Source organism: Halomonas sp. JB37 (genome assembly GCF_002332255.1).
Classification (GTDB): Bacteria; Pseudomonadota; Gammaproteobacteria; order Pseudomonadales; family Halomonadaceae; genus Vreelandella; species Vreelandella casei.
Genome location: NZ_NRGW01000001.1, coordinates 2,090,065 through 2,106,482, shown reverse-complemented (window position 1 = coordinate 2,106,482; position 16,418 = coordinate 2,090,065). Strand labels below are relative to the sequence as shown.

Here is a 16,418-nt window from a genome sequence, read left to right as displayed (position 1 = left end):
CCTCACGTACACTTGTTTGAATATTTCCCAACACGTTTTCGACAAGCCGAGGCCCTGCTCATGGCGTTTGAATCCACTTCGACCTATATCGCAACCGACGCGCTTAAGCAGGCGGTCAATGCTGCTGTTGTGTTGGAACGCCCGCTTTTAATCAAAGGCGAGCCGGGTACCGGTAAAACGCTGCTGGCCGAAGAGCTGGCCGAGTCGCTGGGCACCAAGCTGATCACTTGGCACATTAAGTCCAGCACCAAAGCAGCCCAGGGTTTGTATGAGTACGATGCGGTGAGCCGCTTGCGCGATTCCCAGTTAGGTGTGGAAGGCGTAGAGAACGTTGCCAACTACATCAAGCCCGGCAAACTATGGGATGCCTTCACGGCGAATGAGCGCGTTGTGCTGCTGATCGACGAAATCGACAAGGCGGATATCGAATTCCCCAACGACCTGCTTCAAGAGCTGGATCGTATGGAGTTTCACGTTTATGAAACCGGTGAAACTATCCGCGCCGAGCAGCGCCCGATTATCATCATTACGTCAAATAACGAAAAAGAGCTGCCAGATGCTTTCTTACGCCGCTGCTTTTTCCACTACATTGACTTCCCCGACCGAGAGACCATGCAGGCGATTGTCGATGTTCACTTTCCAGACATCGCTCCTCGAATGGTCAGTGAGGCGTTAGAAGTATTCTTCGATTTGCGCAATGCCCCTGGCTTGAAGAAAAAACCGTCAACCTCTGAGCTGGTGGATTGGCTAAAACTGCTCATGGCGGATGAGCTTGCTCAGGAAGCGCTGTATAACCGCGACCCGGCCAAAGCACTGCCGCCCATGGCCGGTGCGCTGGTTAAAAATGAACAGGACACTCATCTGCTTGAGCGCTTAGCCTTTATGATGCGTCGCCAAAAAGGCGCGGGCCGCTAAGCCATGTTTATTGGTCTCTTTGAAACCCTCAAACGTGCGGGCGTTCCAGTGTCGCTACGTGAGCTGCTGGACCTTAACACGGTAGTAGAACGCGGCATTGTATTTGCTGATATCAACGTATTCTATCAAGTAGCGCGCACCGTTATGGTTAAAGACGAGCGCCACTTTGACCGCTTTGATCGCGCGTTCGGTGCATGGTTTAAAGGCCTGGAAGATATGGATGCCGCCATTGAGGCATTGATTCCTGATGATTGGCTAAGGCGCGAATTTGAGAAGCAATTAACCGACGAAGAGAAAGCCAATATCGAATCCCTCGGCGGCCTTGAAGCGCTTATTGAAACGTTCAAAAAGCGCCTGGAGGAGCAAAAAGAGCGTCATGCAGGGGGGAATAAATGGATAGGCACCGGTGGCACCAGCCCGTTTGGTGCCTATGGCTATAATCCGGAAGGTATCCGGATTGGCCAGGAAGGCTCGCGCCATCGCCGCGCCATTAAAGTATGGGATGAGCGCCGCTTTCGTGACTACGATGACTCCCTTGAACTCGGCACACGTAATATCAAGATGGCACTACGCCGTCTGCGCAAGTTTGCCCGTCAAGGCGCTCTTGAAGAGTTCGACGTTGACAACACTATACGCGCCACCGCACGCGATGCCGGGCTACTTAACGTGCAGATGCGCCCAGAGCGCCACAACACGGTAAAAGTGCTGCTGTTTTTAGACGTTGGCGGTTCAATGGACGACCACATTCGCGTTTGCGAAGAACTGTTTTCAGCGGCGCGCTCCGAGTTCAAGCATCTGGAGCACTACTACTTTCATAACTGCTTGTACGAAGGGGTGTGGCGGCGTAACGCCCAGCACTCGTCTCGCCGCAACAATGAACGAATTCCGACGATGGACGTGCTGCACACTTACGGCGCTGATTATCAGGTCGTTGTAGTGGGCGACGCTGCCATGTCACCTTATGAGATCACTCATCGCGGCGGCAGCGTTGAGCATTTTAACGATGAACCGGGCGGCGTTTGGCTTCAACGTTTATGCGCCACCTTTCCACGCTTGGCGTGGCTCAATCCAATGCCGCCACGCGCCTGGGAAAGCACCTACTCCACTCAGCTTATTCGCGAGCTTATCAACGACCGAATGTACCCGATGACCATGGAAGGCTTGGAAACGGCCATGCGCGAACTGGCGAAGAAGTAAATCTGCCCAACGTGACGAGTCGTCATTAAAGCGCCGCGGGAAAGTCATTCAAGCCGCTCAAGAACGCCTGTTTGGCTGCCTCGAAAGCCTTTGGGTCATGTTTAAAACGACGCAAAATAAGCGCTTCGTCTAACCCTAAAGTGGGTGCCAACTCGCGAACATTTTGCGCCGGGTGACGCGCCCCCAAGCCAATACGTTTGCCATCCACTCCGCCGAACCAGCGCTTGATACCACTCTCGCGGTAAAACGCTTCTTGTTCGCCAGTATCTACCTCAACACGCAGCGGCGCTTTTAAGCTAAGTTCACTAATCAAGCGCTGCTTGGCATCTAATTGGCCCAGCGTGCAGGCGTGGGTAATCGTCATCCCCTCACCCTCTTCATCTAATACCAGCAGCGCCAGCGCCTGCGGTTTTCCTTTTGCATCAACGGCAGCAAATAAGCGTGCGGCCTGCTGAGCAAATAAAACGGTGCGAGTGCCGGCAAACACGACGAGCGGCGTTAAACCAGCTTCTTGGCCGTAAACTTCAGCGCATAGCCGCGCTAAACAGGCATCGCGCTGGGCCTCTTCTTTAACGTGTATGACCTTCATTTATCCCCCAATGCCGACAGAAAAGCCGCAAGCCTAGAGTAAACACCGCTATTTTGACAGTGCATAATGCCTCCCCTTGTTCTATTCATAATGACTGATACTGAACACTAGCACTATTGCCCTGTCGTAGAGGATGTATGTGCGATCAGCAACTTAGAAGGAATTAGCATGCCGACCTATACCAACGATCCGACACTGCCCACACCGAGCTTTCCCGGTAGCCACATGGTAATCGACGACCACTATGTGTTCATTTCAGGGCTAACCGTCGCAGATTTATCTAATGGCCACGCGGCGCGGGGCGACGTAAAAGAAGAAACACGCCTAGTGATGCGGGCCATCTCTCGCATGCTTGAAATGGAAGGCGGCAGTTTTGCTGATGTAGTGCGCGTAGATATCCACCTCACTGACCTGCACACGCTTCAAGAACTAGACGGTGTGTATGCCGAGCACTTCGATCCCGGCCGCTATCCAGCCCGCACTTGCACTGAATCGGCAAACATCTGTGGTGGGTGCAGTGTTGAGATCACCGTGATGGCGAAACGCCAGCATCAATCAGCGCAATAACTTGCTCTATATCAATGCTCGCCTCTAGCATGTCAGCCAAGCGATTAAGCTCATGCTCACGGTGAGCTTGATAATCACTTGGTTCAACATGGGTAAGGCCCAGTTTTGTTAGCAACGCTTGGCAAGCATCGGGGTGATCAAATAACCCATGCAGGTAAGTGCCCATTATTTGGCCATCGTCACTAACGGCCCCTTCAGGCTTACCCTGTATATGAAAAAGCGGCGAGTTAAGCGCTAAGCCCTGGCTGACGCCGTTATGAATTTCATACCCCTCGACAAGGGCAGGTTGATCTGACAGCAAGCCACTAACGTTGCGCAGCTGCTTGCCCGCTACCATTTGCGTTGTGAGGGGCAACAGCCCTAGCCCGGCCACTTTTCCTGGTTGCCCCTCCAAGCCATCAGGGTCGTCCACCCACTCGCCCAGCATTTGAAAGCCACCGCAAATACCCAACACTGCCCCACCGTAACGAAGATGGCGCTGAAGCGCCTTATCCCACCCTTGACGTTTTAACCACGCAAGATCGCTGGCAGTGCTTTTACTACCGGGCAAAATGATCGCATCGGCAGCGGGAATTGGCTGATCAGGCCCAATAAAACGCAGCGAAACCTGGGGGTGTAAGCGCAGCGGATCAAAGTCGGTATGATTGCTGATACGTGGAAGCGCGGGGACAATAATATTGATCACAGCGCTGCGCTTTTCTGCTTGAACGACACCAATGCTGTCTTCGGAGTCCAGCACCAGCCCCTGAAGATAAGGGAGTGTTCCCAGTACCGGCTTTTGTGTGCGTTTTTCCAACCACTCAAGGCCGGGATTTAATAACGCGATATCGCCACGGAATCGATTAATAATAAAGCCTTTTGTGCGCATCTGCTCACTCTCACTAAGCAGCGCCAGCGTGCCTACTAACTGAGCAAATACGCCGCCACGATCAATATCGCCCACCAGCAGTACGGGGCAATTTGCCGCTTCGGCAAAGCCCATATTGGCGATATCACCCTCGCGTAAATTGATTTCTGCCGGGCTACCGGCGCCCTCGGCAATAATCACATCAAAGCGGTTTTCCAGCGCCTGCCAAGCGGCCATCACGCTCTCTTTCGCGGTGCGCTTATAGGCGTGGTAATCCAATGCATCCATATGGCCATGCACCTTGCCGCGCAAAATCACCTGAGCGCCGCGGTCTGTTTCAGGCTTTAGCAGCACGGGGTTCATATCGCTGTGCGGCGCCAAATAGCATGCCTGCGCCTGTAGGGCTGTAGAGCGACCTATCTCACCACCATCTTCAGTCACGGCACTGTTAAGTGCCATGTTCTGAGGCTTAAACGGCGCGACCGAGATGCCACGCCGTGCCAGAGCGCGACATAGCGCAGCCACCACCGTGCTTTTACCGGCATCAGAGGTCGTGCCTTGAATCATTAGTGTGGCCATAAGAAAGCCTTGCCCAGGTTAACTAACGCGAGACTTTAGCGGGAGGTGCACCGCTTCGCAACGTAGCCAAATAAAACAGACCGCGTTATCAGTGCAACAAAACCACGCTGTCACATGAATAACGCCAAAAATACTTTTTACCGCCATCAGTTCGTCACATGCGCTAGTTAGGCTGACACCCAACAAATGAGATCGATCTCATTACGCAAGCGAAAGGTGTTGGCATGGCAGATTTACTCAGTGTGGCAAAGCGAGCGGGGGTTTCTCGCGCTACCGCTGCGCGGGCCTTTTCAAGCCCCGACTTAGTGCGCCCCGCAACCCGCGAAAAAATATTCAATGCAGCCCAAGAGTTGGCATTCAGGCCCAACAAAGTTGCGCAGCAGCTGCGCTCACAAGCCACACAAATGATTGGCGTGATGGTGCCCAGCCTCGACAACCCCGTCTTTGCTGAGCAGCTGCAAGCCATGGAAGTGGCGGCCCGCGACTCAGGGTACTCCTTAATCGTTACCACCAGCGAGTACTCGCCCAGCCGTGAAGGCAACATTGTTGAAGAGATGCTGCGCCAACGCGTAGACGGCTTAGTGCTCACCGTCGCCGATGCTAGTAACAGTGACGTACTGGATAAGCTGCGTATGGAAAACATTCCTTGCCTGCTGGTCTACAACCCACCTGGGACTAGCGGCTTTACCTCAATTGGCGTCGATAACCTTGCCGCTGGTGCTGATGCTACTCGCCACTTAATCGCCCTGGGGCATGAGCGCATCGGCATGATCGCCGGCCCATTGCTGCAATCAGACCGTGCTCAACAGCGTTACGAAGGTTATTGCCAAGCAATGAAGAGTGCCGGTTTCTTGCCTCATCAGCTTGTCGAAATGGCTCGTCATACCCAAGCCGACCTCGCCAGCCTCAAGCCAGCGCTACAAGGTTTTCAATCTTTTAGCGCTGTTATTTGTACCAATGATCTGCTTGCTATCAGCCTAATCGGAGAGCTGCAACGTGCAGGCTTTGCCGTGCCCGGCGACCTTTCGGTGATGGGGTTTGATGGCATCGCTTTAGGTCAGTACCTCTATCCATCGCTATGCACTATCGAACAACCGCGTGCCGATATAGGACGCACGGCGGTTCACACCTTATTAGCCATGATTCGGGGAGAAAGCTGCACGACGGCTCCCCTGCCCCACGCATTGCGTAAGGGCGAAAGTACCGGAATACCGGCATCACGCAAGTCCAACACAGGCACCACTCAGAGGAGCACGTTATGAACCTTAAGCGCAGGCATATGAAGCGTATCTATCAAGCATTACTGACCACCGCGGCTATCGCTACATCAGCGGCAGCGATGGCTGAACCTGGCGATAACGCGATTTGCTACAACTGCCCACCTGAATGGGCTGACTGGGGCACACAGCTGCGCTTGATCGAACAGGAAACCGGCATTCACGTACCGCAAGACAATAAAAACTCAGGCCAGTCCTTAGCCCAGCTGGTCGCCGAAGCAGGTAGTCCAGTGGCCGATGTTGTCTACTATGGCGTCACCTTTGGTATCCAAGCCATGGCGGAGGGCGTGGTCACGCCCTACCAGCCCGAACACTGGGAAGAGATCCCTGAAGGGCTTAAAGATCCCGAGGGCAACTGGTTTGCCATTCATTCCGGCACCCTCGGTTTTATGGTCAACGTTGATGCGCTAGATGGCGCGCCAGTGCCCACCTCTTGGGAAGATCTGCTTAAACCCGAATACCGTGGCATGGTGGGCTATCTTGATCCTGCAAGCGCCTTTGTAGGCTACGTGGGCGCTGTGGCGGTCAACTTAGCGATGGGTGGCGACCTTAATGATTTCACACCCGCCATCAACTACTTCAATGAGCTGGCCGATAACGCCCCCATTGTGCCCAAGCAAACTAGCTATGCACGCGTCCTTTCCGGTGAGATCCCTATTCTGCTTGATTATGACTTCAACGCTTATCGCGCTCGCCACAATGACGGTGCCAACGTAGAGTTTGTCATTCCCCAAGAAGGCAGCGTGGTTGTGCCTTATGTCATGAGCCTAGTGAAGGATGGCCCTAACCCCGACAATGGTCAGCAAGTGCTTGATTTCGTGCTTTCTGACCAAGGGCAGGCTGTCTGGGCCGATGCGTATCTACGCCCGGTGCGTGAGAGCGCTATCTCAGCAAAAGCACGTGAGGTTTTTCTGCCTGATAGCGACTACGCCCGCGCCGCAACCGTTGACTACTCTGCAATGGCGGCTGCTCAGCGAAGCTTCTCTGAGCGGTATTTGTCGGAGGTTCGTTAACCATGAAAGCAGCATCCAAGCAGCCCTTGGGGGCTGCTTCTTTTTCAACTCGATGGATGGTTTTAACAGTACCCGTGCGGCATAAAAGCCTCGTGGCCGTACTCGCCTTAATGCCTGCGCTCATTGTGTTCTGCGCTTTTTGGCTACTACCTTTTTCACGCTTAATATTGATGGGCGCCGAAGCAGACCGAAGTAGCGGCGTGAGCGCTTATCTCACTATTCTCACCCATCGCCAGTACTTAATCAGCATAGTGACAACCGTTGGTATCTCACTCGTTGTCTCACTAACGGCAGTCGCTATTGCTGGCTTTGTGGGCTTTTTTCTAGCCCGTCAGCATTTTTGGGGTAAGGCCGTGCTGGTCGCTATTTTGACCTTCCCCCTTGCCTTTCCAGGCGTCGTGGTCGGCTTTTTAGTCATCATGCTAGGGGGGCGCCAGGGGGCGCTGGCACAGTCAAGCCTATGGCTTTTCGGCGAACGTTGGATGTTCGCCTACTCATTAGCCGGGCTATTCATTGGCTATCTCTACTTCTCCATTCCTCGCGTCATTACCACGGTGATGGCTGCTTGTGACAACTTGGATAAAAGCCTTGAAGAAGCTGCCCGCTCGTTAGGAGCCAATACCTGGCAGGTAACAAAAGATGTGATTGTGCCAGGCATTGCGCCAGCGCTGCTCTCAACCGGCGCGATCTGCTTTGCTACCAGCATGGGCGCCTTTGGTACCGCTTTTACGTTGGGTACGCGGCTTAACATTTTGCCCCTCAATATTTACGGCGAATTCACCAACTACGCCAACTTTGCGATGGCGGCCGCCCTTTCCGTTGTGCTGGGCGCTATCACCTGGATAGCGTTAAGCATTGCCCGCCGATTAGCAGGCGGAAATCTAGGAGCTTCCGCATGAAATCGCGCCTACGTTTCACACTGCAGCTGAGCTTCACGCTGATCGTATGTTTATTCATGATTGTGCCTGTAGCGATGTCGGTGCTGGCAGGGCTGACCGAGAATTATTTTGTTGGCTTACAGAGCGGCTTGACCCTGCGCTGGGTAAATGAGGTTTGGGAGCTTTATTCAGATACGATTTGGCTGTCCATTAAACTGGCACTCGCCTGTTTGCTGATCACTACCCTTATTGGCGTACCCGCTGCTTATGGCCTGCTACGTAGCCGGCGCCGGTGGGCCAATGCGATTGAAGAATTGCTCCTACTCCCCGTTGCCGTCCCCGGGTTGGCGACTGCCCTAGCGCTGCTGCTCGCCTATGGTAGCTATCGTGAATTTAGAGGCAGCTGGCTATTTATTCTGATTGGTCATGTCCTTTTCACACTGCCTTTTATGGTGCGCGCAGTACTTTCCGTGATGCAGACGGCAAAGCTTCCCCAGCTTGAAGAGGCGGCCGCAAGCTTAGGTGCAAGCTTCAGGCAACGCTTTTTCTCAGTGGTCATCCCTAACTGTATGAGCGGCATTTTGGCAGGCGCGCTAATGGTGATCACACTGTCCATTGGCGAATTCAACATTACCTGGATGCTCCACACTCCGCTGACTAAAACACTGCCGGTTGGCTTAGCCGATAGCTACGCGTCTATGCGCCTGGAAATCGGCTCAGCCTACACGCTGATATTTTTGGTGATGGTGGTGCCGTTGCTGGTGGCTATCCAATGGGCTGGGCGATTAACCGAGCAACGCCGCTAAGACTCACGCCGTTAAGACCTCTGAGATTCAGCTCCACATTCAAAGACACCTGATTGCTTTATATGAGAGTTCGCTATGAGTTCATCTGTCAGTATTACCCTAACCCACTGTAGCCGCACGTTCGCTGGCGGCCACATGGCCTTACAGCCACTTGACCTAAAGGTGAATGCGGGTGAAACACTGGTGCTGCTAGGGCCTTCTGGCTGCGGAAAAACAACCACGCTGCGCATTATTAGCGGCCTTGAAAGCCCAGATAAAGGCGGACAAGTGCAGTTTGGCCAGCGTGATGTCACTACTTTGCCAATTGAAAAGCGCGACGTCGGGATGGTCTTTCAAAACTATGCGCTATTTCCCAACATGAGCGTTGCCGACAACATTGCTTACGGCCTGAAATTACAACGCCTGTCGCGTTTCGAGATCACCCAACGGCGCGACGAAGCTATGCGCATGGTCGACTTACAAGGCTTTGGCGAGCGAAGAATCGATGCGTTATCCGGTGGCCAGAAACAGCGTGTTGCTCTCGCCCGCGCCATTGCGGTGCGTCCCAAGGTGCTGCTATTTGATGAACCTTTGGCCGCATTGGATGCAAAACTACGTGATCGCTTACGCATTGAAATTGGTCAGTTACTGCGTGAATTAGGTACCACGGCGGTATACGTTACCCACGATCAAGATGAAGCGATGGCGTTAGGTGATCGTATTGCGGTGATGCAAGCAGGACGCATCGCCCAGCTGGGCACGCCACAAGAAATCTATCACCAGCCGGCCAATGCTTTTGTGGCCGACTTTATCGGCGCGGTTAACTGTTTAAGCGTCATTGCAACAAAACCGGATGGCCAATTAGCGGTACATGGTGGCGAGCTGTCCGCGCCTCATTTACTGGGGGCTACAGAGATTTACTGCCGACCAGAAGATATTCAAGTGGTACCGCTTAATCAAGCCGACATTAAGGGGCAGGTGGTACAAAGCGTTTTTTTAGGCCAGACACAGCGCCTGCTCGTGGATGCCGGGGGAACAGTGCCGCTTCAAATAGAGGCACCTTCGCGCCAGCGTTGGCCAAACGGCACAGCGATTGGCCTAGCGTTGCCTTTTAACGTGCTATTTCATCCCGATAAGCCGACTACGACGATTAACACCAAGGAAATGGCGAATGGCTGATCAAGCTTTTAGTGTTGAGCAATGCCCCTCTTCTCAGCAATGTCTTATCGCGCAAATTAGTGATCCACATATCAAGGCAGGCGGTAAGCTCTCTTATCGTCAAGTCGATACTGCCAATGCACTGCGCGAGGCGATTACTACGCTCAATCAGCTAGTGCCTCGGCCTAACTTGGTACTGATCAGCGGTGACTTGGTCGATTTTGGCCACCCAGAAGAGTACGCCACGTTTAAGCACATTCTGTCTGACTTAACGCTGCCGGTGTATTTGATTCCCGGCAATCACGATGATCGCCAAAGCTTGCGCGCAGCCTTCCCAGAACATCGCTATCTGTTTCAGCACCGCGACTTTCTTCATTGGGTCATTGACGATTACCCGGTACGCCTCGTGGGGCTAGATTCATCGGTACCCGGAAAACCGTACGGGGAGTTAAGCAATGCCAGCTTAGAGTGGCTTGATAAAATTCTAACGGAGCAACCCGAAAAACCTACCCTGGTCATGGTGCATCACCATCCGTTTGTCAGTGGCATTGATCATATGGACCAACAGCCGCTTAAGCACGCGAGCGCGTTAGAAAACGTCATTGGCAAACATGCACAAGTAGAACGCGTGCTTTGCGGCCACCTTCATCGGAGCATACAGGCTCGCTTTGGAAATACCTTAGCCATTAGCTGCCCGGGTGTTTCCCACCAAGTTAGCCTTGACCTGACTCCAGACGGCCCTTCTCGCTTTCAGCTTGAGCCCCCCGGCTACCTGCTGCACCAGTGGTCAGCGGCGCATGGCATGATTACTCACCAAGGTTTTATAGCGTGCTACCCGGGCCCTTTCCCATTTTATGATGCCAACGGGCTCATTGATTAAGACGTGGCCATGGGAGCACGCGCTGTATCGTTCATTGCTAGCTCCCAGGCTTGCACCATCTGCTTTTTCTCCACCCCCCAGCGGTAGCCGCCTAGTGCGCCGCTTTGTTGAATCACTCGGTGGCAGGGAATCCACAGCGCGATGGGATTAGCGCCCACGGCGTTACCCACCGCACGGGAGGATTTAGGCGCGCCCAACGCCTGGGCTAGGTGGGAATAGCTGGCTAACTGGCCTTCAGGAATGGTCAACAGCGCTCGCCATACCGCCATTTGGAAATTGGTACCGGTCACGTGCAGCGACAAAGCGGCCGCGCCCTCTTGGGGTTTAGAAAGTTTAGGTTTAGAAAACCTAGATTTAGCAAATAACCCTTCTACCGCGTAACGCGTGGCCTCAGTATTGTGCTGCAACGTACTAAGCGGCCACTCCTTGGCAAGCCGTGCCAACAGCGACTCTGCGCTGGTGGCATCAACAAACCCCATTCGGCAGATACCGCGAGGGGTCACGGCAACAAAGATGCGGCCAAACGGCGTTTCATGAACGCCATAAGCAATCTCAACGCCCTCACCTAGGCGCTTATATTCACCGGGAGTCGCTGCTTCTAGCTGCACGAAATGATCATAAAGCCGTGAGCCGCCGCTCAAGCCCAGGCTATGGGCAACATCCAGTAGCGAAGATGAGGATTGAATCAGCTGCTTGCCGCGTTCTAACGTCAGCGCCTGCAAAAAGCGCTTGGGGCTAACCCCCACGTAATGACTAAATAGGCGCTGAAAGTGAAAGGCACTTAAATGAACGTGATCAGCCACCATCTCTAAATGAGGCTGCGCCGCTGCATGGGCCACCATGTAAGCCATGGCTTTTTCGATACGCTCATAATCGTTCATCTGTTCTCTCTAGCGGTCAGTTTATTCGTTGTGGTGCCCTGCTGGCAGCCTAAGCGACCTGACTGCGTTTGCCGACCCGAATCTTGCTCAGTACCTACACTCGGATGAAGCTGTCATTAGCGTTATAGTGAAGCTAAAGACATCCTCACACTTTTCCGCTAGGGTGTGGCCCCGCCTCAAATGACGGTACACAATACGCCCATGCAAGACTTGATCAATGATATTGCGACAGCCATGGCGAACGCAGAAGAGCGTGGCAAAGTGGCAGACTATATTCCCGAGCTTGGCCACGTTGACCCGAAGAAGTTTGCCATCTCACTCGCCACCGTGGACGGCAACGTGTACTCGGCAGGTTGCGCAACCACACCGTTCTCTATTCAGAGTATCTCGAAAGTATTTACGCTGACCATTGCCCTTGGGCAGATGGGCGATGCGTTATGGAAAAAAGTCGGCCGCGAACCGTCAGGCGACCCTTTCAACTCGATTGTTCAGCTTGAGCACGAGAGCGGTAAACCGCGTAATCCGTTTATCAATGCCGGCGCTATCGCAGTTGTCGATGCCATCATGATGGGCCATGAACCCAAAGAAACATTGGCCGAAATTCTCAATTTCGTGCGCTATATCGCCGATGACGACAGCATCTGCTTTGACCACGCAGTGGCTGCTTCCGAGATGGCGCACCGCGATCGCAATGCATCACTGGCACACTTTATGAAAGCGTTTGGCCACCTGCGCCACGATGTTGATAAGGTGCTGGGTACTTACTTTCACCAGTGTGCTATCGCCATGAGCTGTGAACAGCTCGCTCATGCTGGCCTATTTTTGGCATCAGATGGCATAAATAAGCCCAGCGGCATTCGTGTGGTAGCCCCCCAAAGAGCACGGCGTATTAACTCGCTAATGATGATGTGCGGGCACTACGATGCCTCTGGCGAGTTCGCTTTTCGTGTTGGGCTCCCCGGTAAAAGTGGCGTGGGCGGCGGGATACTGGCTATCGCCCCAGGGCATGGCTCTATTGCGGTTTGGTCACCGGGATTAGATTCCTTCGGCAATAGTCTGCTAGGTAGCCAAGCGTTGGAGATGTTTGTGCAACGTACCGGCTGGTCGGTGTTTGGGCACTAACACCGTTTAATAAGCCACCTCAATTTTGTTCAATACGAAGTCGTGGCTGCCATTGCAAACTCCTTGCTTTCCTTAAGGAGGATGACAATGAGCACGTCACTACTGCTACCTATAATGCTACCCATGTCGGCCTTTGCACTTGCTGCTTCTATTTCACCAGGGCCGGTGAATATCGTTTGCCTGAGCAGCGGCACGCACTACCCCATCGCTCAAGGGCTGAATTTTGTGACAGGCGCTACGCTGGGGTTTATTGCACTGTTTTTATGTATCGGTGCAGGGCTTTATTCACTTTTGAATGTGCTGCCACTGCTGGAAGCATTTTTACGTTGGGCAGGCTTGCTGTTTTTACTTTATCTCAGCTATCAACTGTTACAGCACGATGGCCGCTTGCAGGAAAGAAGCGCCGATAATGCTCCGGGCTTTATTACGGGCGCCGTGATGCAGTGGCTCAACCCCAAAGCATGGCTAGCATCTGCCGCTGGCATTGCCGCCTATACCAGCGTTATAGCCAGACTGCTGGCATAAGCGTTCAAGCGAGATGTCAGTGGCGAAATTTACACGCAAGTAGGCAGCGATTTTTTCCAGTTCACAAGACACTTGAGGCAATATCACAGGGGGATCTTGGGCAAGCGCCTGCATCATCAGAGATAGGCACTCCCTCAGCACCATTTGCTTATCGCCAATAGCTCGCTGATCATCCAGTAAGCATGCTGCCATATCGCAATACTCTGCATAGAGATTTGGCTGAGTCACCACGGCCGTCGATATGTCTTGCCATTCAGGCGCGTCGAGTAAACCTAGTTGATAACGCAGCTGGCTCAACCATTCGGCGTCGATATAGAGCATCAAATAGGCCCATGGCTGGCTCTCAATAGGATTACAGGCGTGCACCCAGTGGGGGTTCATCATAACCATGTCGCCCGCTTGAATCCGGTAAGATGCGTCACGATAGCAAAACGTGCTACGCCCTGCGGTAACGGCCCCGAGCGACCAATGCGAATGGCTGTGAGGGGCATAGCAAATTTGCCGCGCATCACTAATATGACGTAGTTCCACATAAGGCATGCGAGCATCGCGCCAGAATCTAGGTGACGAGCCAGTACTGGAGAACATCGTATTGGGTGTAAGTGTCGATGACGAAAGTGTACTCATGTTCTGCTCTCATTATTGCATAGGGTTTGCTCGGCTATGCTATGTGGCGAACCATTCAAGCGCTTAAAAACGCCGATCACCATGGCAACGACGCCAAAGGGTTAGCTATCCGCGCAGGCCTAATGGTGAGTGCCGTCTAGGTACAGATAGCTTAATCTACAATGAATAGCTTGGCGCCCTGCTGGGTAGAGGAGCGATGAGGCTCCGCATTGTCAGCGACCTGGTAGCTCATGCCGGGGCTGAGTACGAACTGGCGGCCATCTGCTAATTCGGTGTGGAGCTCGCCTTCCAAGCAAAGCAATATGTGGCCCTTTACACACCAGTGGTCGGCCAAATAGCCGGGGCTATACTCGACCATACGTACCCGCATATCGCCAAAGTGCTGGGTGCGCCAGTAAGCCACTCCTTGCTCACCTGAATGCTCGGTCTTCTCAATCTCAGCCCAGTCAGTAATCCCAAAAGGTAGGTCTTTAATGTTCATCGCTGATCCTCTAGAAGCACGAAATATTACGTTTCTATCGGTGCATACTATCACCTCAGAATGAGCCACCGCTGGCATGAAGCGGTACTTCCTTCTCAAACTCCACGCGCTCGTTTACTATGCGCCATCCACCCCATCGACCACCACTAGGCGACCATGTCTGTCAACGCGCTCTATACCGACCTTTCTGGCTACTACGACTTGATGTGCGTGGATATCGACTACCAAGCACAAAGCAACGCCATTCGTAGACTTCATCAGATTTTCGGCAACGGCGGTACGTGCCATCTGGATTTAGCCTGTGGCACCGGCCCACATGTACGCCATTTTATTGATGCGGGCTACACCAGCAGCGGCCTTGATATCAATCAACCCATGCTGGATATCGCCGCCAAGCGCTGCCCAGAAGCAGATTTCACGCTGCAGGATATGAGCGATTTCACGGTTGATGAATCTCAGGACTTAATAACGTGTTTTTTATATTCGATTCATTACAACGATGGGATTGAAAAGCTAACAGCGTGTATTGCTCACGCCCACCGCGCCTTAAAAACGGGCGGCGTTTTTTATTTTAATGCGGTTGATAAAGACAAAATTAATAACGATTTATTTGTTAAGCACACTGCCAAACATGAAGGCGATGTGTTCACGTTTCGTTCTGGGTGGCACTACGCAGGCCAAGGGGAGCAACAATCGCTTCGGCTCAGCATTGAAAAAATCAGCGGGGCAGAGTCTCAGCAATGGAACGATGAGCATCCGATGGTGGCGTTCAACTTTGCAACATTATTAGCGCTGTTGAAGCCATACTTTGACGTTCACGTCTTTGAACATAACTACGAGACTATTACCCCTTGGGACGAAAACGCAGGAAATGTGATTTTCGTCTGCGTCAAAGTTTAACGTTCAAACTTAAGTGGCAGAGAGGCAGGCACACGTCGCCCTGCCTCTTTGTGTAATACAGCAAGCTGACTTTTATAAACTCAGGCCTCGACGTCACTCTGATTAGGCCGCTGCTGACGCTGAATGCCGAGTAAAAAATTGCGTAGCACTTGATCCTTGCACTCGCGATAGTTCTTATGACTGGGCTTGCGGAAAAATGCGCTTAGCTCGTGATTACTTAAACTGAAATCTGCCAGCTCAAAAATAGCAGCAATATCATCTGCTTGTAAATTCAACGCAATTCTCAGCTTCTGAAACACCATATTATTATTCAAATGATCTTCTAATTTGGGTTGCGGACCATCACGCTTACCACGTTTAAAGCTAATAAAACCATTGAGAAATGCGGCTAACTCTTTGGCTCTCATATTGAGAAAGGCCTCATCTTCTTCCTTTTTCAACCAAGAAGACACTTGCTCTTCGCTGGCCTCAAAATCTGCCAGGGCGAAGATTTTAATCATAGTGCTATCTTTAAAATCAAAGGCGTACCGTATACGGCGCAAAATATCATTATTGGTCAAAATTACAGCTCCTAGTCTTAGGGAAATCAGCCCAGCCCTTTATCGTATAAGGCTGTGCTTAACATCAGCAACCTACAGATGACAACGTAACGTTTATGCAGCCGTTAGCGTTGCCAGCAGTTTATCTATTTCTTCTTTCAAATCATTATCTTCAATCTTATTCGCATTCAATTTTGCCGCTTGAAGATTCTTGATAGCCGCGTCTTTTTGACCTAGCTCAACTTGCAATGTCGCCATTGAAAAACCGATGGATGACATGTGGTCTTTCGAATTAATAGCGACCGCTTTCTCTAGCGCTTTGTCATAGACACACAGCGCATCGTCTAACTCCTCGGTAAAGTCAGCCAGCGTTTCCCACTGTTCAGGGTGATCTTTATCGGTATTTTCGTTATCAGTGCAAATAGCCTTCAACTCTGCATAGAGTGACTCAAAAGCCTCTCGATCTTCTTTGTCAGCCGCCTTCATTAGCTTCTCAGCCAACTCATAGACAGACTTGTAAATTTTAGTATTAATCACGTCAGCTACCTTCAACAGTAAAATGTGAATCGACTGATTAACTCGCCGATACGATCCATTGCGCGCCAACACTACGGCCATTGGCGATGGCTCGCATTATACCCATGAAGCAACGCATTGA

At 52.3% G+C, this 16,418-nt stretch carries 18 protein-coding genes and 1 pseudogene; 12 read left to right on the top strand and 7 right to left on the bottom strand.

The window, feature by feature from the left end:
- Positions 1-60: 60 nt before the first annotated feature.
- Both CIK78_RS09805 and CIK78_RS09800 read left to right on the top strand, forming a co-directional pair.
- Positions 61-915, top strand: coding sequence for a MoxR family ATPase (locus CIK78_RS09805; protein ID WP_096279542.1), 855 nt, complete (start codon positions 61-63; stop codon positions 913-915).
- Positions 916-918: 3 nt separating this feature from the next.
- Positions 919-2,112 carry a VWA domain-containing protein gene (locus CIK78_RS09800; RefSeq protein WP_096279540.1) on the top strand — a complete coding sequence of 398 codons (1,194 nt, stop codon included), beginning with the start codon at positions 919-921 and terminating at the stop codon, positions 2,110-2,112.
- A 25-nt stretch (positions 2,113-2,137) separates the two neighbouring features.
- On the opposite strand, the gene CIK78_RS09795 is transcribed toward CIK78_RS09800, so the two are convergent.
- Positions 2,138-2,701 (bottom strand): hypothetical protein, encoded by a 564-nt coding sequence (locus CIK78_RS09795; protein WP_096279538.1) that lies wholly within the window; start codon positions 2,699-2,701, stop codon positions 2,138-2,140.
- Positions 2,702-2,869: 168 nt separating this feature from the next.
- Between CIK78_RS09795 and CIK78_RS09790 the strand changes: the two genes are divergently transcribed.
- Complete coding sequence (locus tag CIK78_RS09790) at positions 2,870-3,268, top strand: RidA family protein (protein WP_096279536.1); 399 nt, start codon at positions 2,870-2,872, stop codon at positions 3,266-3,268.
- Here the strand turns inward: CIK78_RS09790 and CIK78_RS09785 are convergent.
- Positions 3,228-4,694, bottom strand: coding sequence for a cobyric acid synthase (locus CIK78_RS09785; protein WP_096279534.1), 1,467 nt, complete (start codon positions 4,692-4,694; stop codon positions 3,228-3,230). The two genes, CIK78_RS09790 and CIK78_RS09785, sit on opposite strands and share 41 nt — an antisense overlap.
- 224 nt (positions 4,695-4,918) lie before the next feature.
- Between CIK78_RS09785 and CIK78_RS09780 the strand changes: the two genes are divergently transcribed.
- The 6 genes from CIK78_RS09780 (at position 4,919) to CIK78_RS09755 (ending at position 10,685) form a co-directional block, all read left to right on the top strand.
- Positions 4,919-5,956, top strand: a complete 1,038-nt coding sequence (locus CIK78_RS09780; protein WP_096279532.1) for a LacI family DNA-binding transcriptional regulator — start codon at positions 4,919-4,921, stop codon at positions 5,954-5,956.
- The gene (locus CIK78_RS09775; protein WP_096279530.1) at positions 5,953-6,984 is read left to right on the top strand and encodes an ABC transporter substrate-binding protein; all 1,032 of its coding nucleotides are present in this window, start codon (positions 5,953-5,955) and stop codon (positions 6,982-6,984) included. The genes CIK78_RS09780 and CIK78_RS09775 overlap by 4 nt, the downstream gene beginning before the upstream one ends.
- 2 nt (positions 6,985-6,986) lie before the next feature.
- On the top strand, positions 6,987-7,883 hold the full coding sequence (locus tag CIK78_RS09770; RefSeq protein ID WP_096279528.1) for an ABC transporter permease: 897 nt from the start codon (positions 6,987-6,989) through the stop codon (positions 7,881-7,883).
- Positions 7,880-8,668, top strand: coding sequence for an ABC transporter permease subunit (locus tag CIK78_RS09765; protein ID WP_096279526.1), 789 nt, complete (start codon positions 7,880-7,882; stop codon positions 8,666-8,668). The genes CIK78_RS09770 and CIK78_RS09765 overlap by 4 nt, the downstream gene beginning before the upstream one ends.
- Before the next feature lie 75 nt (positions 8,669-8,743).
- The gene (locus CIK78_RS09760; protein WP_096279524.1) at positions 8,744-9,826 is read left to right on the top strand and encodes an ABC transporter ATP-binding protein; all 1,083 of its coding nucleotides are present in this window, start codon (positions 8,744-8,746) and stop codon (positions 9,824-9,826) included.
- Positions 9,819-10,685 carry a phosphodiesterase gene (locus CIK78_RS09755; RefSeq protein WP_096279522.1) on the top strand — a complete coding sequence of 289 codons (867 nt, stop codon included), beginning with the start codon at positions 9,819-9,821 and terminating at the stop codon, positions 10,683-10,685. Before CIK78_RS09760 ends, CIK78_RS09755 begins: the two co-directional genes overlap by 8 nt.
- Here the strand turns inward: CIK78_RS09755 and CIK78_RS09750 are convergent.
- Positions 10,682-11,566, bottom strand: coding sequence for a methylated-DNA--[protein]-cysteine S-methyltransferase (locus tag CIK78_RS09750; RefSeq protein WP_096279520.1), 885 nt, complete (start codon positions 11,564-11,566; stop codon positions 10,682-10,684). The two genes, CIK78_RS09755 and CIK78_RS09750, sit on opposite strands and share 4 nt — an antisense overlap.
- A gap of 201 nt (positions 11,567-11,767) precedes the next feature.
- Between CIK78_RS09750 and CIK78_RS09745 the strand changes: the two genes are divergently transcribed.
- Both CIK78_RS09745 and CIK78_RS09740 read left to right on the top strand, forming a co-directional pair.
- Positions 11,768-12,688: a glutaminase gene (locus CIK78_RS09745; protein WP_096282341.1), complete on the top strand. Its 921-nt coding sequence runs from the start codon at positions 11,768-11,770 to the stop codon at positions 12,686-12,688.
- 87 nt (positions 12,689-12,775) lie between these two features.
- Positions 12,776-13,189, top strand: a pseudogene (locus CIK78_RS09740) (LysE family transporter); the annotation flags it as partial.
- Here the strand turns inward: CIK78_RS09740 and CIK78_RS09735 are convergent.
- Together CIK78_RS09735 and CIK78_RS09730 are read right to left on the bottom strand one after the other, a co-directional pair.
- Positions 13,154-13,753: an AraC family ligand binding domain-containing protein gene (locus CIK78_RS09735; protein WP_096279516.1), complete on the bottom strand. Its 600-nt coding sequence runs from the start codon at positions 13,751-13,753 to the stop codon at positions 13,154-13,156. The pseudogene CIK78_RS09740 and the gene CIK78_RS09735 sit on opposite strands and share 36 nt — an antisense overlap.
- A 238-nt stretch (positions 13,754-13,991) precedes the next feature.
- A complete protein-coding gene (locus tag CIK78_RS09730) occupies positions 13,992-14,321 on the bottom strand; it encodes a DHCW motif cupin fold protein (RefSeq protein WP_096279514.1) in 330 nt (109 codons plus the stop codon).
- A 156-nt stretch (positions 14,322-14,477) separates the two neighbouring features.
- Between CIK78_RS09730 and CIK78_RS09725 the strand changes: the two genes are divergently transcribed.
- Entirely contained in the window at positions 14,478-15,221 is a 744-nt protein-coding gene (locus tag CIK78_RS09725) for a class I SAM-dependent methyltransferase (RefSeq protein ID WP_096279512.1), read from the top strand.
- A gap of 80 nt (positions 15,222-15,301) precedes the next feature.
- On the opposite strand, the gene CIK78_RS09720 is transcribed toward CIK78_RS09725, so the two are convergent.
- Together CIK78_RS09720 and CIK78_RS09715 are read right to left on the bottom strand one after the other, a co-directional pair.
- A complete protein-coding gene (locus CIK78_RS09720; protein WP_096279510.1) occupies positions 15,302-15,781 on the bottom strand; it encodes a DUF1456 family protein in 480 nt (159 codons plus the stop codon).
- Between the two features lie 93 nt (positions 15,782-15,874).
- Complete coding sequence (locus CIK78_RS09715) at positions 15,875-16,297, bottom strand: Replicative DNA helicase (protein ID WP_096282340.1); 423 nt, start codon at positions 16,295-16,297, stop codon at positions 15,875-15,877.
- Between the last annotated feature and the right edge of the window lie 121 nt (positions 16,298-16,418).

Bases quoted from the DNA above. Each gene is read 5' to 3' on its own strand.
- CIK78_RS09805 (WP_096279542.1), top strand. From the start codon at position 61: ATGGCGTTTGAATCCACTTCGACCTATATCGCAACCGACGCGCTTAAG.
- CIK78_RS09800 (WP_096279540.1), top strand. From the start codon at position 919: ATGTTTATTGGTCTCTTTGAAACCCTCAAACGTGCGGGCGTTCCAGTG.
- CIK78_RS09795 (WP_096279538.1), bottom strand. From the start codon at position 2,701: ATGAAGGTCATACACGTTAAAGAAGAGGCCCAGCGCGATGCCTGTTTA.
- CIK78_RS09790 (WP_096279536.1), top strand. From the start codon at position 2,870: ATGCCGACCTATACCAACGATCCGACACTGCCCACACCGAGCTTTCCC.
- CIK78_RS09785 (WP_096279534.1), bottom strand. From the start codon at position 4,694: ATGGCCACACTAATGATTCAAGGCACGACCTCTGATGCCGGTAAAAGC.
- CIK78_RS09780 (WP_096279532.1), top strand. From the start codon at position 4,919: ATGGCAGATTTACTCAGTGTGGCAAAGCGAGCGGGGGTTTCTCGCGCT.
- CIK78_RS09775 (WP_096279530.1), top strand. From the start codon at position 5,953: ATGAACCTTAAGCGCAGGCATATGAAGCGTATCTATCAAGCATTACTG.
- CIK78_RS09770 (WP_096279528.1), top strand. From the start codon at position 6,987: ATGAAAGCAGCATCCAAGCAGCCCTTGGGGGCTGCTTCTTTTTCAACT.
- CIK78_RS09765 (WP_096279526.1), top strand. From the start codon at position 7,880: ATGAAATCGCGCCTACGTTTCACACTGCAGCTGAGCTTCACGCTGATC.
- CIK78_RS09760 (WP_096279524.1), top strand. From the start codon at position 8,744: ATGAGTTCATCTGTCAGTATTACCCTAACCCACTGTAGCCGCACGTTC.
- CIK78_RS09755 (WP_096279522.1), top strand. From the start codon at position 9,819: ATGGCTGATCAAGCTTTTAGTGTTGAGCAATGCCCCTCTTCTCAGCAA.
- CIK78_RS09750 (WP_096279520.1), bottom strand. From the start codon at position 11,566: ATGAACGATTATGAGCGTATCGAAAAAGCCATGGCTTACATGGTGGCC.
- CIK78_RS09745 (WP_096282341.1), top strand. From the start codon at position 11,768: ATGCAAGACTTGATCAATGATATTGCGACAGCCATGGCGAACGCAGAA.
- CIK78_RS09735 (WP_096279516.1), bottom strand. From the start codon at position 13,753: ATGCCTTATGTGGAACTACGTCATATTAGTGATGCGCGGCAAATTTGC.
- CIK78_RS09730 (WP_096279514.1), bottom strand. From the start codon at position 14,321: ATGAACATTAAAGACCTACCTTTTGGGATTACTGACTGGGCTGAGATT.
- CIK78_RS09725 (WP_096279512.1), top strand. From the start codon at position 14,478: ATGTCTGTCAACGCGCTCTATACCGACCTTTCTGGCTACTACGACTTG.